This window comes from Anaeromassilibacillus sp. An250 (assembly GCF_002159845.1).
GTDB classification, from domain to species: domain Bacteria; phylum Bacillota; class Clostridia; order Oscillospirales; family Acutalibacteraceae; genus Anaeromassilibacillus; species Anaeromassilibacillus stercoravium.
On the sequence record NZ_NFJK01000002.1, the window covers coordinates 176752 to 192471 of the forward strand.

The 15720-nt window shown below is 56.5% G+C and carries 13 protein-coding genes; 9 read left to right on the forward strand and 4 right to left on the reverse strand.

All coding sequences use genetic code 11. The features are described 5' to 3' along the window. The first annotated feature begins 185 nt into the window (after positions 1–185). A complete protein-coding gene (locus B5F54_RS02445) occupies positions 186–1439 on the forward strand; it encodes a DUF1015 domain-containing protein (protein WP_087229995.1) in 1254 nt (417 codons plus the stop codon). Between the two features lie 63 nt (positions 1440–1502). On the opposite strand, the gene B5F54_RS02450 is transcribed toward B5F54_RS02445, so the two are convergent. Continuing rightward, positions 1503–1682 carry a hypothetical protein gene (locus tag B5F54_RS02450; RefSeq protein ID WP_087229998.1) on the reverse strand — a complete coding sequence of 60 codons (180 nt, stop codon included), beginning with the start codon at positions 1680–1682 and terminating at the stop codon, positions 1503–1505. A 580-nt stretch (positions 1683–2262) separates the two neighbouring features. Here B5F54_RS02450 and B5F54_RS02460 point away from each other — a divergent pair. Next, complete coding sequence (locus B5F54_RS02460) at positions 2263–2787, forward strand: CarD family transcriptional regulator (RefSeq protein WP_087230004.1); 525 nt, start codon at positions 2263–2265, stop codon at positions 2785–2787. A 78-nt stretch (positions 2788–2865) separates the two neighbouring features. On the opposite strand, the gene nifU is transcribed toward B5F54_RS02460, so the two are convergent. The 3 genes from nifU to rnhA all read right to left on the reverse strand — a co-directional run bounded on the left by nifU (position 2866) and on the right by rnhA (position 5237). Next, the gene (nifU, locus tag B5F54_RS02465) at positions 2866–3303 is read right to left on the reverse strand and encodes a Fe-S cluster assembly scaffold protein NifU (protein ID WP_087230007.1); all 438 of its coding nucleotides are present in this window, start codon (positions 3301–3303) and stop codon (positions 2866–2868) included. Positions 3304–3340: 37 nt separating this feature from the next. After that, positions 3341–4528: a cysteine desulfurase NifS gene (gene nifS, locus B5F54_RS02470; RefSeq protein ID WP_087230010.1), complete on the reverse strand. Its 1188-nt coding sequence runs from the start codon at positions 4526–4528 to the stop codon at positions 3341–3343. A 253-nt stretch (positions 4529–4781) separates the two neighbouring features. Then, complete coding sequence (gene rnhA / locus B5F54_RS02475; RefSeq protein ID WP_087230013.1) at positions 4782–5237, reverse strand: ribonuclease HI; 456 nt, start codon at positions 5235–5237, stop codon at positions 4782–4784. 789 nt (positions 5238–6026) lie between these two features. Here rnhA and B5F54_RS02480 point away from each other — a divergent pair. The 7 genes from B5F54_RS02480 (at position 6027) to ftsH (ending at position 15704) form a co-directional block, all read left to right on the forward strand. Further along, complete coding sequence (locus B5F54_RS02480; protein WP_419761402.1) at positions 6027–7796, forward strand: ribonuclease J; 1770 nt, start codon at positions 6027–6029, stop codon at positions 7794–7796. 47 nt (positions 7797–7843) lie between these two features. Then, complete coding sequence (locus B5F54_RS02485; RefSeq protein ID WP_087230016.1) at positions 7844–9814, forward strand: DHH family phosphoesterase; 1971 nt, start codon at positions 7844–7846, stop codon at positions 9812–9814. Between the two features lie 123 nt (positions 9815–9937). After that, entirely contained in the window at positions 9938–10387 is a 450-nt protein-coding gene (rplI, locus tag B5F54_RS02490) for a 50S ribosomal protein L9 (RefSeq protein WP_087230019.1), read from the forward strand. Between the two features lie 41 nt (positions 10388–10428). Further along, positions 10429–11799, forward strand: a complete 1371-nt coding sequence (dnaB, locus tag B5F54_RS02495; protein ID WP_087230021.1) for a replicative DNA helicase — start codon at positions 10429–10431, stop codon at positions 11797–11799. Then, positions 11792–13186, forward strand: a complete 1395-nt coding sequence (tilS, locus tag B5F54_RS02500) for a tRNA lysidine(34) synthetase TilS (RefSeq protein ID WP_242969613.1) — start codon at positions 11792–11794, stop codon at positions 13184–13186. The genes dnaB and tilS overlap by 8 nt, the downstream gene beginning before the upstream one ends. 19 nt (positions 13187–13205) lie before the next feature. Next, on the forward strand, positions 13206–13745 hold the full coding sequence (gene hpt, locus B5F54_RS02505) for a hypoxanthine phosphoribosyltransferase (RefSeq protein WP_087230316.1): 540 nt from the start codon (positions 13206–13208) through the stop codon (positions 13743–13745). 27 nt (positions 13746–13772) lie between these two features. After that, positions 13773–15704: an ATP-dependent zinc metalloprotease FtsH gene (ftsH, locus tag B5F54_RS02510; RefSeq protein WP_087230024.1), complete on the forward strand. Its 1932-nt coding sequence runs from the start codon at positions 13773–13775 to the stop codon at positions 15702–15704. Positions 15705–15720: the final 16 nt, after the last annotated feature.

Consider the following 15720-nt stretch of genomic DNA (forward strand, 5'->3'; position numbering starts at 1 on the left):
CATTATAGGAAGTTTTTGCCCTTTGTGCAATGCAAGAGGTTCCTTGAAAATACAGCGCGCTGAAACTTGCCTTTTTCGACAGAACGCGATACAATATGCCTGTTATACCGGCGGAGGGAACGTCCCCTTCCCGGAAGGCGAGCCCCGCCGCCGCGCGGGAAATCCAACATGAGGAGAATCATTGAATGAACAGTTTAGGATTTTATCCGGCAAATGTCCTGCTGCCCACCCAAACAGACCTCACCAAGTGGAGCGTTGTCGCGTGCGATCAATACACGTCACAGCCTGATTATTGGCAAGAGGTGGAATCGTTTGTGGGGGACGCCCCCTCCACCCTGCGCATGATCGTACCTGAGCTTTACCTGGAGCAGCCAGGGGTTGAGCAGCGGATTGCGGCGGTGAATGCAGCGATGGACCGGTATTTGGCAGACGGGATCTTTCGCACGGTAGAGAATTTTATCTATGTGCGCAGGACGCTCCGCGATGGGAAAATCCGCCGCGGGCTGATCGGTGTGGTCGACCTGGAAAAGTATGATTTCACAAAGGGGTCCCAGTCCCTGATCCGCGCAACGGAGGGGACGGTGTTGGAGCGCATCCCGCCGCGCGTCAAGGTGCGCGAGAACGCTGCGCTGGAGTGCCCGCACATTATGCTGCTGATCGACGATCCGATGAAGACGGTGATCGAGCCAGTGGAAGACCGCGCGGGCGAATTGGAACAGGTGTATCAGTTCGACCTGATGCAGGACAGCGGGTCGCTGGAGGGAATCCTCTGCGATGATTCCGAGGCGCGGCGCATTTTGGCCGCTTTGGATGAGCTGGCAGACCCGGAGGCCTTTAATGCCCGGTATGATCTCACTGGGAAGGCCCCCCTGCTTTTCGCCGTAGGCGACGGCAACCATTCCTTGGCGACGGCAAAGACCTGCTATGAGAATTTGAAGAAAGTCCTCCCGCCCGAGGAAGCCCGCGTGCATCCGGCGCGGTATGCGCTGGTCGAGGTGGTCAACCTGCACGACGCCTCTTTGGAATTTGAGCCGATCCACCGGGTGGTATTCGGCGTGGATGAGAAAAAGCTGCTGGAAGCGCTGAAGGCCCAATGCGGTGCGCCGGACGGCCAGCGTGTGGTCGTATGCAAAGGAAAAGAGAAAACCGAGCTGTATTTCTCCCAAGCATCGTCCAATCTTCCGGTGGGGACGCTTCAAAAGTTCTTAGACGCCTACATAGAAGAAAACGGCGGACGGGTCGATTATATCCATGGAGAGGAAGTCGTCGAAGAGCTCTCCGCCCAGGAGGGAAACATCGGGTTCCTGTTGGAAGCCATGCCGAAAAAAGAACTCTTCAAAACGGTTGTGCTCGACGGCGCATTGCCGCGGAAGACCTTTTCAATGGGCCATGCGTGGGATAAGCGGTTTTACATGGAGTGCCGGCAAATTCAAGAATAATTCAAAAAAGAGAAAGGACTTTTGCATCGGAAGAAAGATGCAGGGTCCTTTCTTTGTTTAGGGTTAAGAATCCCCGGTTTTATGCTTGTCTGTGCCGTCGAGGCTATCCAAAGACGTAACGACGGCATATAGCTGCTCCAGCTTGCAATAGAGTTCATTCTGATTTTGAATGATGGTGTTTAAATTTTGGTTGAGTTGTTCCAGGTCCCGATCGATTTTCCGGTGATGACATCTGCGTTTCATTACAAGTTCTCCCCCAATCTATGTGTTCAGTATACCATATTTTACTTCATAGGCAATATCCCGTAAAGAGACACCTATCGGATTTCTAGGAATACCATAAAGGAGAGGGAGGGACTTGTATGCATCCACAGCAGTTGCTTTGGCAATTAGACGCTGCGCACAGGATCGTCTTGGCTGTGCAAAGACTCCAAAATCAGGTGTTTCAAACGAGAGCGCTGCTTCGAACCGCAGGAAATATAGCGGATCTTTGTTCCCTAGCGGAGGTGATTCAACAGGTTAGCGGTGCTTTGCGGCCAGCGAATAGCCCTCCAAACCGGCGCTCTTTTTAAACATTTTCAAATTTTTCTTACATTTTCATCCAATATTGTGCTAAAATAAAGATACAGCGTGAACGTTTGATAAGGAGTCCCTTAGCTTCAAAGATGGCGCTGCTTGTTTTAGCAAATGGTGAATGCATGGTGCGAGTGGGATGGCCGGTGGGTATGTTCCCTTGACCACCCCGACGAGAATGAACGCAGAGTTCGCCCATTTGCTGACGTTGTGAAAGGATACGTTGGTTGTTTTTTTGGAGGGCGAGAAAATGTTTCAGAAGGGCGATTTGATTGTTTATGGAAACACGGGAATTTGCCGTGTAGAAGAGGTTGGCACGCCGGAGAGCCTCCCCGGGGTCGATAAGGAGAAGCTGTATTATAAGTTGGTCCCGGTTCGAAGTGCCAGCACGATTTATACGCCGGTGGACACCAGTGTGTTTATGCGTCCGGTGATGACAAAGGAAGCGGCGGACCACCTGATCGACCGCATCCCGGAAATTTCGGAGGATTCTTTTGAGTGCCGCGACCCGCGCATGTTGGCAGAGCATTACCGCACATCCCTGCAAACGCATGAGTGCGAGGATCTCATCCGCTTGATTAAGACGGTTTACCGGAAGAGCAAAAAGCTGGTCCAAAACGGAAAGAAACCGGGCAAAACGGATCAACAATATCGGAAACGTGCGGAAGAATTGCTACACGAAGAGCTGTCCGTCGCATTGGGCATCTCGTTTGATGAAGTACCCGCCTATATTGAGCAAAGAATCTCTGCGCTGGAAGTTGCGCAGGGCGCGTGAGTTTTTCCTCGGCAAAAATAAAAAACAAAGGGGCTGTCCATTCTTTGATCTGAACGGACAGCCCCTTTTTGCGTATTCTTATTCGTGCAGGCCGCAGGCGCATTCTTCGCACTCTGCGAGTTCCCCCACCAGCGGGGTGGGGTCAATCCCCTGCCGTTTGTAGTAGTCGGCGACCGCCGCTTTGATGGCCTGTTCCGCCAAAACCGAACAGTGGACCTTAACCGGCGGCAGGCCGTCCAGCGCTTCCATCACCGCTTGATTGGTGAGCTTGAGCGCGTCTTCGATCGTTTTCCCTTTGATCAGCTCGGTTGCCATGGAGCTGGTGGCAATCGCCGCGCCGCATCCAAAAGTCTTGAATTTCACATCGGTGATGGTGTCGCCCTCCACCTTGATGTACATGCGCATGATGTCGCCGCAGCGGGAATTTCCCACCTCGCCGACGCCGCTGGGGTCCTTCATCTCCCCAACGTTGCGGGGATTTGCAAAATGGTCCATTACTTTCTCACTGTATGCCATAAAAAACAACCTCTTTTCTCTGTCCTGGTGTTTTAATTCAATCGGCCTTTTGCCCGTTCACGATCTCTTCCCATAGGGGGCTCATGGAGCGCAGCCGTTCCACAATGCCGGGAAGTACTTCCAAGATGTAATCGACGTCTTCCTCCGTGTTTTGGTCGCTGAAGGAGAGGCGCAGGGAGCCATGCGCAATTTCATGTGGGAGGCCGATTGCGAGAAGCACATGGCTGGGGTCGAGGGAACCGGACGTACAGGCCGAGCCGGACGAACCGCATACGCCGTTTAAGTCCAGCAGCAGCAACAAGGACTCCCCCTCGATGCCCTCAAAGCACAGGTTGACGTTCCCTGGCAGGCGTTTGGTCCGGTCGCCGTTCAGGCGGGTGCGCTCGATCTGCAATGCCCCGTCGATCAGCCGGTCCCGCATAGCGGTCAAACGCTTGGCGCGCTCCGCCATGGTGGCACAGGCCTCTTTGAGCGCAACGCTCAATCCGACGATCCCGGCCACGTTTTCCGTGCCGGCACGCCGTCCGCGCTCCTGCGCGCCGCCGTCGACCAAATTGGGAAGCGAGATGCCTTTGCGGATAAACAGCGCGCCCACGCCTTTCGGCCCGTGGAACTTGTGCGCGGAGAGCGAAAGCAGGTCGATGTGCTGCTCCTTGACGTCGACCGGCAGTGTGCCGGCCGCTTGTACAGCGTCGGTGTGGAACAAAACGCCGTGCTTCTGGCAGATGGCGCCGATTTCCGAAACCGGCTGGATCGTGCCGATTTCGTTGTTCGCATACATGACCGTCACCAGGGCCGTGTCCTCGCGGATCGCCGCTTCCAATTCCTCCGGCCGGACGAGTCCATCAGCGTGGACGTCCAAATAGGTGACGGAAAAGCCCTCTTTTTCCAGCGATGCGCAGGTATGAAGCACCGCATGATGCTCAAATTTGGATGTGATGATGTGCTTCTTCCCCTTTTTGGCAAGCTGATGGGCAATCCCTTTGATCGCCCAGTTGTCCGCTTCGCTTCCGCCCGATGTAAAAAAGATCTCGTTGGGTTCGGCGTTCAGGCAGGCCGCGACGTCTGCGCGGGCCAGTTCCAGGTGCTTTTTGGCCTCCCGGCCCACGGAATATAGGCTGGAGGGATTGCCATAAAGGTCGGTATAAAACGGTTTCATGGCCGCAAAGACGGTAGGGGAAACCGGCGTAGTTGCGGCGTTGTCCGCATAAACAAAACGTGCCATGGATACGCACCTTTCCTTTCCAAAATGTGATTGGTACTTCCATACCCCGTACCAGGGATTGCCGGTACAGGAATATTTAATCCTTACTAATTTACTATGAATTGAATATACACTATTCCAGTATACTTTGCAAGCCCTTTTTGCAAAAAAGTTTCAAAGTGGCAAAGGTTGTTGAAGGATGGCAAAATAGGGGAGAATCCTTGCAGGAGGCCCGTGTAGACAGAGGGGGCACACACGCTTGCATCGCCAAGGGTCAAACGACTGCACCGGCGGCCTTGGCGCGTTCGGCGCCCGCAACGGCCAAACGGTCGCACCGCTCGTTCTCCGGATGCCCATTGTGCCCGCGCACCCAGACGATCTCCACGCGATGGATTTCCAGCAAGTGCAGGAGGATCTCCCAGAGGTCGGTGTTCAGGGCGGGGGATTTGTCTGCTTTCCGCCAGCCATTTTGCCGCCACTTGACCGCCCAACCCTTTTCGATCGCGTTGCAGACATACTGCGAATCGCTGCAAAGCGTGACGGCGCAGGGTTCTTTCAAGCATTGCAGCGCGCGGATCACCGCCATCAGCTCCATGCGGTTGTTGGTGGTGTCCGGGTCGCCCCCGCTGATTTCTTTTTCTACGCCGTTGAAGCGCAGGATAGCCCCCCATCCGCCGGGGCCGGGATTGCCCTGGCAGGCGCCGTCCGTAAAGATTTCTACGTGTTTCATAGTTTCCGTCCTTTGTTTCCGCTTATGCGGTTGATTGCGTATCCCATACAAGCTTTTCCGAGTCCCGTCCACTTAAAAGAGGCGAGAAGCCTGAGAAATGCTTGGGAGGACCCTGGCAGGAAGCATGGCAGCGCTGGCTGCGCCGGTATGGATTGTCCTCATTATATCATAATTTTGCAGAAGAGTTTTTTCGATTTTGGCCTATGAAATGTTTGAAGAAAATTGCAAGGGGCAATAATAGGGATAACGACAGGGATTCCGGCCGGCGGTTCATACCTTGACAGCTATACGGAATCAAGGTACAATAATGACAATTAAAACTGGTGGGCCTGACGAATCCAAATGGACATCCAGCCCGCGGTCGGCATACAATTGAGGCAGAGCGATTAGGAGGCGCCGGGGAACGGGCCTCTTTGCTGTTGTGTACGTTAAGGTTTTGTTTTGGCAATTAATGCGCGCGGTTCCGGGGCGTGTGGGAAGGCACAGCGCGGGGCAATGGAGTGCGGATTAAAAATATATCATTATGATTTTTGGAGGGCCAACGCCGCCAGGCACCGTTTGCAGGCGGGCGTTTTATCGGCGTATCCAAGAGACAATGGAGGTTGTACTTTGATAGAACAAAATAGGAATCATGAAGGAACATCCAATCCGCCTGAGAAAAACGAGATGGGTATAGCGGCGGGCATCCACCCTGCGCTTTATGGGAAAGTGACGCTGCCGCAGCGGCCGGAACAGCCCATCCAGGCGGAGGCGCCGGCGGCGAAAGCGGAACCGTCAAAGCGCCGCACGATGCGCCGTGCTCCGAAAAAGGCGGAGCCGGAAAAGGCACAGCACCAGAACAGCAAGGAAACAAAGGCTGCGGCCCCGCGGGGAAAAAAGCGGGGGCAGAACAGTGGAGCGAAGAAGCCGTCCATCCGGATTTACTTTTTGGGCGGCCTGAATGAGATCGGGAAAAACTTTACCCTCTACGAGTGTGAGGGCGATATGCTGATCGTCGACTGCGGCATGTCTTTCCCAGACGACGATATGCTGGGCGTAGACCTGGTGCTGCCGGATTTCACCTTTGTGGAGCGCAATGCGGATAAGATCCGCGGGATTGTGCTCACGCATGGGCACGAGGACCACATCGGTGCATTGCCGTATCTGCTCAAAAGGGTGAATTTGCCCATCTACGGCACGATGCTGACCCTTGGTTTGGTCGATGGGAAACTCAAAGAGCACGGCCTTTCCGGGAAGGTCAAGATGAATGTGGTCAAGCCGGGCCAGACGGTGAAATTGGGTTGCATGGATGTGGAATTCATCCATGTGAACCATTCGATCCCGGATTCTGTGGGCTTTGCCATCCACTCGCCCGCTGGCACGGTGGTTTACACCGGCGACTTTAAGATCGATTGCACGCCCGCTTGGGGCGAGATGATCGACTTGGGCCGCTTTGCAGAGCTGGGAAACGAGGGCGTTTTGGCATTGCTGGCCGATTCCACCAACGCGGAGCGTCCCGGTTACACCAAGACCGAGCAAATGGTGGACAATACCTTCGAAAGCCTGTTTAAGAAGGCGGAGAAGAAGCGCATTATCATCGCGACATTTGCCTCCAACATCAGCCGCGTGCAGCAGATTATCAACTGTGCGGTGCGCTATGGCCGCAAGGTGGCGCTTTCGGGCCGAAGCATGCTGAACGTCATGGGTATCGCGGTGGAAATGGGCTATTTACAGGTTCCGGACGGCGTGTTGATCGACATCGACCTGCTCAACCGGTACCCGCGCGAGAAAGTGGTCTTGATTACAACCGGCAGCCAGGGGGAGCCGATGAGCGCTTTGACGCGCATGGCGTTTGCCGACCACCGGAAGGTGGAGGTCGGCCCGGAGGACTTTATCATTATTTCGGCAAGGCCGATCCCCGGCAACGAAAAGACCGTGGGCGCGGTGGTCGATGAGCTCTTAAAGCGGGGCTGCGAAGTGATTTACGAATCCATGTATGAAGTGCATGTGTCCGGCCACGCCTGCCAGGAGGAACTCAAAATCATCCAGGGCATCACAAAGCCGAAATATTTCATCCCGTTCCATGGCGAGCAAAAGCACCTGCGTAAAAATGCAGGGCTGGCCATCTCTATGGGGATGGACCCCGCCAATGTCTATATCGGCGACATCGGCGATGTGTTGGAGATCAATCACGAGTATATGAAGAAGCTCACCTCCGTACCCGCCGGGCGTATCCTGGTGGACGGCCTCGGCGTAGGGGACGTGGGGAGCATTGTGCTGCGGGACCGCAAGCATCTGGCAGAGGACGGCCTGATTGTCGTGGTATGTACCATCGACGACAACGGGCAGATCGTGGCCGGCCCGGATGTGGTCTCCCGCGGATTTGTCTATGTGCGTGAGGCGGAGCCGTTGATCGACGAGGCCAAAAAGCGCGTCGCCGCGGCGTTGGAGAGCTGTTCCGAGCACCATATCCACGATTGGGGCACGCTCAAGACGCGCATCAAAGATGAACTTTCCCGGTTCCTGTATGAGCGCACGCGCCGCAGCCCGATGATCCTCCCCATCATTATGGAGGTCTGAGGCCCTGCCATGCGCAAGAAGCACGGGAGTGTTGAAGGAGATCAACCGTGAAAAAAAAGGTTTGGGTGGCATCGCCGATCTGCTTTGTACTGGCGGCGGCGATGCTGATTATGGCGCTGATCAGCTGGTTTACCGGCCACAAGATGGTTTTTTTCATCGAGGCGGTGGTAGCCGTTGTAGCGATCCTCGCCATTGCCATTGTGCATATCCGCTTCCAGAGCTATGTATACACCTCTGTCAAAGCGGCCAAGAAGGTGCTCTTCGGAAAAGAGTACGATGCTCTGGAACAGTTTACCATGCCCATGGCGATCGTGGGGGAGGCGGGGGACATTGTTTGGGCCAACGCCGCCTTTTTAGAGAGCGCGGGTAGGGCGCGCGATTGCCGCGGGGAAAATGTGATGAAGTTCCTGTACCCGCACACCATCCAGCAGGTGGTGGCGGCCAAAGGGACGGATGTGACCATCGGGGACCGGCAGTTTACTGCATTTGCGTCAAAGACGGAGCAGGGGCATATCCTCTGCTTGGTGGACGACACCTATTATAAGGCGATCAACCGGGAATATGTGGAAAAGCACCCGGTAGTAGCGCTGGCGCATTTTGATAACCGGGAGGAATTGGCGCGCGATTCCAGCGGCAGCGAGGACGCGCGCATTGCCTCGGAGGTGGAGCAGGTGCTCACCGAATGGGCGCAGAGCATGGGCGGCTTCCTCCGGCGGCTCTCCGGCGGGCGCTTTTTGATCCTGACGGATGAAATTCATATCCGGCAGGCCATGGAGAAACGCTTTGAAGTCCTGGACAAGATCCGGGAAATCAAGGCGGGGGAGCGCCGCAGCGCGACGGTTTCGATCGGCGTGGCGCGCGGGGCGGAATCTCTGCAAGAGGCGGAACAATGGGCGCGCAAAGCGCTGGAAATGGCGCTGGGGCGCGGCGGGGACCAGGTGGCCGTCAAGCAGAAAAACGATACATATGAGTTTTTTGGCGGCTTGAGCAAGGGCGTGGAAAAGCGCGACAAGGTGCGCACGCGGGTCATCGCTGCGACGCTCTCCGACCACATCAAAGAGTCGGAAAACGTGTTGATTATGGGGCACCGCTTTTCTGACCTCGACTCGATGGGTGCGGCGGTCGGCCTGTGGAGCGTGATTACAAAGGCGCTTCACAAACCCGCTTTTGTCGTGGTGGACCGCCAGCAAACGCTTGCGGGGCAGATCGTGGAACGGATCGATGCCAATTCGGGCGACCGCGTGGTGTTCCTTTCCCCGATGGACGCGATGGAGCAGTTGTCCCCGCGAACGCTGTTGATTGTGGTCGATACGCATTCCCCGGACTTTGTGGAAAGCCGCGAGTTGCTCAACCATGTGAGCCGCGTGGTGGTGATCGACCACCATCGCCTGATGGTCAAGCGCATTGACAATGCCATTGTCTTTTACCACGAGCCCTATGCCAGTTCCGCCTCGGAGATGGTGGCGGAACTGGTGCAATACATCGGGGATAGCACGCTCACCCAGCACGAGGCCGAAGCGCTTTTGGCGGGAATTATGCTGGATACAAAGAGCTTTGTGCTCAAGACGGGCGTGCGGACCTTTGAGGCGGCCGCCTACCTGCGCCGCCGTGGAGCCGATACGGTGGAGGTCAAGCGCATGTTTGCCGATTCCATCGACAGCTATAAGGCGAAGTATAAAATTGTCTCCGGGGCCGAGATTCAACAGAACTGCGCCATCGCCTGCGCCGATAAGGAATTCCCGGACATCCGGGTCGTCTCCTCGCAGGCGGCGGACGAGCTGCTTTCCATCCGGGGCGTTAAGGCGTCCTTTGTCATCTACCCAACGGGGAATGTGATGAATATTTCCGCGCGCTCCCTGGGGGACATCAACGTCCAGCTGGTGATGGAGGTGTTGGGGGGCGGAGGCCATCTCACGATGGCGGCAACCCAGCTTCCCAATTTGACCATTGAACAGGCAAGGACTAAGCTGGTGGCAGCGATCAAAGAAAAAGCGCAGCTCCCGGCTGGGCAGAAATAAAGGGTTTTTTGCATCGGAATCACGGAGAAAGACAGGGCGTTTCCTGCCTTTCTCCGTGGTTCCGGTCCGTCTCTGGTTTCCATCAGGGACTGGAACAGTTTTTTTAAGATGGAGGGAACAATCATGAAAGTCGTATTGCTTCAGGATATTAAGGGGACCGGTAAGAAAGGGGAGCTCGTCAGCGTTTCGGACGGCTATGCCCGCAACTTCCTGTTCCCGCGCAAGCTGGCGAAAGAGGCCAATGCGCAGGCGATGAACGAATTGAAGAACGCAGAGGCTGCGAAGGCGCACAAGATCGAAGTGGAGAAGGCCAATGCGAAGGACGCCGCGGAAAAGCTCGAGGGCAAGAGCATCAAGCTGTATGCCAAGGGCGGGCAGGGCGGCCGCCTGTTTGGGTCCGTCACGGCGAAGGAGATCGCAGAGGAGATCAAGAAGGTCTATCACATCGACATCGACAAGCGCAAGATCGAAATCGACGGCGATATTAAAGCGTTCGGCACATATGAATGCCAGATCAAGCTCTATACAGGGATCAGCGCGAAGATTTATGCGGTGGTTTCCGAAGCGGAGTAATTTTGGATTTTGCATATCAGAAGTAAGGAGGAGGTTCCGGGATGGACAATCTTTCAACGGGCTATAGCGCTTTGAATTTGCCGTTCAGCCCGGAGGCCGAGCAGTCCGTGCTGGGCGCGATCCTGCTGGATTCCTCCTGCCTGGACCGCGTGGCGGAGATTTTGCCGCGGCCCGATTACTTTTACCAGACGAATAACGGCCTGATCTACGGCGCGATGCTGGATATGTTTACCCTGGGCAAGCCGGTGGACTTTGTCACGGTCCTGGAGAAGCTCAAAGAGAGCCGGGAGTTTGACGAGGCGAGCGGGAAGACGTATCTGCTGCAATTGGCGCAGATCGTGCCGTCCATCAGCAATGTGGAGTCGTACGCCCGGATTGTCCGGGACAAGTACGACATCCGCACGCTGATTACCACCGCGCGGGAGATCATGGAAGAGGCAGCGGACGGGACGGCGGATGCAGCGACCCTGTTGGATTCCGCGGAGCAACGCATCTTCGACATCCGGCGCGGGAAGAATATGCAGGGGTTGCAGCGGATTGACGAGATCATCATCCAGACGCTCGACCGGCTGGATCTGCTCAATTCGCCGGACAGTGACCAATATAAGGGCGTGCCCACCGGCATCAAGGAGCTGGACGACACCATCACGGGGCTGAACCGTTCGGATTTGATCCTCTTGGCGGCCCGCCCCGGCATGGGCAAGACGAGCTTTGCGCTGAACATCGCACGCCATGCGGCGGTCAAGGCGGACAAGCGCGTCGCCTTTTTTTCATTGGAAATGACCAAGGAGCAGCTGGTTTCGCGCCTGCTCTCCACGGAGGCCCTGGTGGGCGGCACCAAATTGCGCACCGGCAAGCTCACGGAGGAGGAATGGGTCCGCTTGATCGAGGGCGGCGACATCCTCTCGAAAACGCAGATGTATTTTGACGACAGCTCCGGCATCACGGTCCCGGAGATGAAGGCAAAGCTGCGCCGCCTCAAGGACGTGGACCTCGTGGTGATCGACTATTTGCAGCTGATGTCCGGTTCCACCAAGCGCAGCGGGGACGGAAACCGTGTGCAGGAGATTTCCGAGATCACGCGAAATTTGAAGATCATGGCAAAGGAACTCAACGTCCCGGTGCTGACGCTGTCCCAGCTCTCCCGTGCGAGCGAACAGCGCACCACGCACCGTCCCATGCTCTCAGACCTGCGCGATTCCGGTTCCATCGAACAGGATGCGGACATCGTCCTGTTTTTGTACCGCGAAGATTACTATGCCTCTGCGGATGCGCCGGGCGAATCGGAGGACCGCAACAGCGGCGAGTGTATTGTTGCAAAGAACCGCCATGGCGAGACAAAGACGGTCCCGCTGCATTGGCAGGGTGAATTTATGCGTTTTACCGCCCAGGAGGTGCTGCGTCATGAATGAGGAGATGCAGCAGATCCTAGGCCAAATCAAAGGGGTAATCGCCGAGTTTGGCCTTTTCCCACCGCAGGGCAGGGTGATTGTCGGCCTGTCCGGTGGGGCCGACTCGATGGCGCTTACCCATTTTCTCGTTTATCACACCGATTTGCAGGTGTTGGCGGCCCATGTCAACCACGGCTTGCGCGGGAGCGCGGCCGATCAGGACGAAGAGGTGGTCCGGCGCTGGTGCGAAGAAAGCGGAATCCCTCTGCGCGTCCTGCATGCGGATGTAAAGCAGCAGGCGCGGGAGCGCAATCTCGGCCTTGAGGAATGCGGGCGCGAGGTGCGGTATGCCTTCTTTCAGGAGCTGGCGGACCGCGAGACGGACCGCATCGCCACAGCGCACACCCTTTCGGACCAGGTGGAGACCGTGCTGCTGCATCTGACGCGCGGCGCGGGGCTGCGCGGGCTGTGTGGAATCCCGCCGGTGCGGGGGATGATTGTGCGCCCGTTTTTGCGCATCACGCGGGAACAGGTGGAGGCGTATTGCCGGTTTTACCATCTGCCATACGTGACGGATCAAACCAATGCCGACCGCGGGTTTGCCCGCAACCGGGTCCGGCTGGACGTGGTGCCCGCGCTCAAAGCGGTCAACCCGGCGTTGGAACGGGAGATTGCGGGGATGACAGCGCGTCTTGCCCGCGACGAGGCCTATTTGCAGGAGGAGGCACAGCGGGCGGTCGAACAGGCAAAAACGCCAAACGGCTATTCCCGCACGGAACTTGCGGCGCTGCCCACGGCTATTTTGGTCCGGGCGCTGGAGCGAATCCTCCGGCGTGCGGGAGGCGCCCAGCCGGAGGCAATTCATCTGGAACAGGCGGCGGCGATGGTCCGCGCGGGGCGCGGCAGCCTGAGCGCGCCGGGTGGAATACAACTCGCTGTGCAGGGCAATACTCTCTTTGTGGCGCAGAAGCCGCTTCCCCCTTGGAGTCTGCCCGTCACAGGGGAAACGACCCGCCTGCCGGACGGCCGGATGGCCGCTTTAAGGAAAATCCACAAGAAAGACCTGGAGAACCAAAATAAATTTAAAAATTTGTTATTTCATAATTGCATCAACTATGATACAATTACATCTAAACTGTTCTTTCGAAACCGCCGGGAGGGAGATTGCTTCCGTCCGGCGAAGCGCGGCGTTTCGAAATCGTTAAAAAAGCTGTTTAATGAGGCTAAAATAGAGCCTCTGCTGCGGGATCGCATCCTCCTATTGGAGGATGGGAAGGAAATTCTATGGATGGAGGGCTTTGGTCCGTCGGAGCGTGCCCGTGTGCCAAAGGATGCGGAGCAGATGCTTCTGATTACCGTATGGGAGCCGGAGGAAGCAGCGGATCAACGTGTTTCAGACAATTCATGAGGAAAGGAACGGGCAGAACATGTTAAACGACATCAAAGAGGTGCTTTTTAGCGAAGAATATCTGGCCAACATTGTCCAGCGGATGGGGAAACAAATCAGCGAGGATTATAAGGACAAGAATCTGCTGATGGTGAGCGTCCTGAAGGGGTCCGTCGTCTTTATGGCGGATCTGATGCGGGCCATTTCCGTTCCCTGCCGGGTGGATTTTATGTCGGTGTCCAGCTACGGTTCGGGCGTGAAAACCTCCGGCGTCGTCAAGATTGTCAAAGATCTGGACATTCCGCTGGCTGGCTACGACCTGTTGGTGGTGGAAGACATCCTGGACAGCGGCATGACGCTGAGCTACATACTGGAGCTCCTGCAATCCCGTGGTCCCCGGAGCATCCGGCTGTGCACGCTGTTCGATAAGCCGGAGCGTCGCACCGTAGACATAACCGCAGATTATGTTGGCACAACGGTCCCGGACGCCTTTATTGTGGGCTACGGGCTGGATTACGATGAGAAATATAGGAATCTTCCCTTTGTGGGCATTTTAAAGCCGGAGGTGTACGGCGGCTGACCGTCCCTCTGTGAAGGAGTGGATAACTTGGACAATAGAGACAAAATGAAACGTCTGCTGATCTATCTCGGCATTCCGATTGCGCTGTTTTTGGTGATCGGCCTGTTGTTTAGCAGCCGCCCCACCGAGAAGAGCTATGTCTATTCGGACATCGTGAATTACTTTGAAGATCAGCAGGTCACGGCTTTCTCGATCAATATGGGCACGGGCGAGATGCGCCTCCAGCTCAACGACGAGAGCAAGACGATCATCAACTATACGGCGCCGAATTCGACCTATCTGTTGCAGGAGATTCAGCCCTATGTGGATGAATACAACGCCAACCATCCGGGCAATGCGCGCATGCAGCGCGACATCCAGCGCGCTCCCGAGACCTCCTGGCTGGTGAGCATGCTGCCCATGCTGATCGTGCTGGGGTTGGGCGTTTTCCTGTGGTGGTTTATGATGAAACGTCTGAATTCCACCATGGGGGATGCCGGCAAGCAGATGAACTTCGGCAAGGCCAAGATTAAGCAGATGGCCGACGAAAAGCGCAAGACGACCTTTGCCGATGTAGCCGGTGCGGACGAGGAAAAGGAGGAACTGCGCGAGATCGTAGAATTCCTCAAGAATCCGAAGAAGTACAACGAGCTCGGCGCGCGCATCCCCAAGGGCGTTCTGTTGGTGGGCCCTCCGGGAACCGGTAAAACGTTGCTGGCCCGTGCAGTCGCAGGCGAGGCGGGCGTGCCGTTTTTCTCCATTTCGGGTTCCGACTTTGTGGAGATGTTTGTCGGTGTTGGCGCCTCCCGTGTGCGCGACCTGTTCGAACAGGCGAAGAAGAATTCCCCCTGCATCATCTTTATCGATGAGATCGACGCGGTGGGCCGTCAGCGCGGCGCAGGTCTGGGCGGCGGCCATGATGAGCGCGAACAGACGTTGAACCAGCTCCTGGTGGAGATGGACGGCTTTGGCGCGAACGAAGGCGTGATTATGATCGCGGCCACGAACCGCCCGGACGTCTTGGACCCGGCTTTGATGCGGCCCGGCCGTTTTGACCGCCAGGTGGTGGTGAGCTACCCGGACATCAAGGGGCGCGAGGAGATCCTCAAGGTCCATGCGCGCGGCAAGCCGCTTGCCCCGGATGTGAATCTCAAGACAATCGCAAAATCGACCGCTGGCTTTACCGGCGCCGATTTGGAAAACCTTCTGAACGAGGCCGCACTGTTGGCGGCACGCCGGAATTTGAAGGCGATCACCATGGCGGAAATCGAAGAGGCCACGATCAAGGTTGTGGTGGGCACGGAGAAGAAGAGCCACGTGATGACGGACCGCGAAAAGAAGCTGACGGCATATCATGAGGCCGGCCATGCCGTGGCGACCTACTATTGCCCCACGCAGGACCCGGTGCATCAGATTTCGATTATCCCGCGCGGTATGGCGGGCGGTTATACCATGCATTTGCCGACGGAGGACCGCTCCTATCAGTCCCGCAAGGAGATGAAGGAGGACCTGGTGGTGCTTTTGGGCGGCCGTGTGGCCGAAGCCCTGACGTTGGACGACATCTCGACGGGCGCCTCCAACGACATCGAGCGCGCCACCAAGGTTGCACGCTCCATGGTGACCAAGTACGGCATGAGCGACAAGTTGGGACCGATCCAGTACGGTACGGACGACAGCGAACCGTTCCTCGGCCGGGACATGGGGCATATCCGCAATTATTCCGAGGAGACTGCCTCCGCGATCGACAACGAGATCAAGATGTTGGTGGAGGATGCATATCACAAGACGGAACGCATCCTGACCGAGCATATGGATCAACTGCAGAAGGTGGCCGAATTCCTTTTCCACAACGAAAAGATGAGCGGCGAGGAATTCCGCGCCGTGATGGAAGGGACCTATCAGCCTCCGGAGGAAAAGCCCCAGGAGGAAAAGCCGCAGTCCGATTCGTTCGTCAGCGATTTCGATACAGAGAAACATTGATTGTTGTTTATAAAAT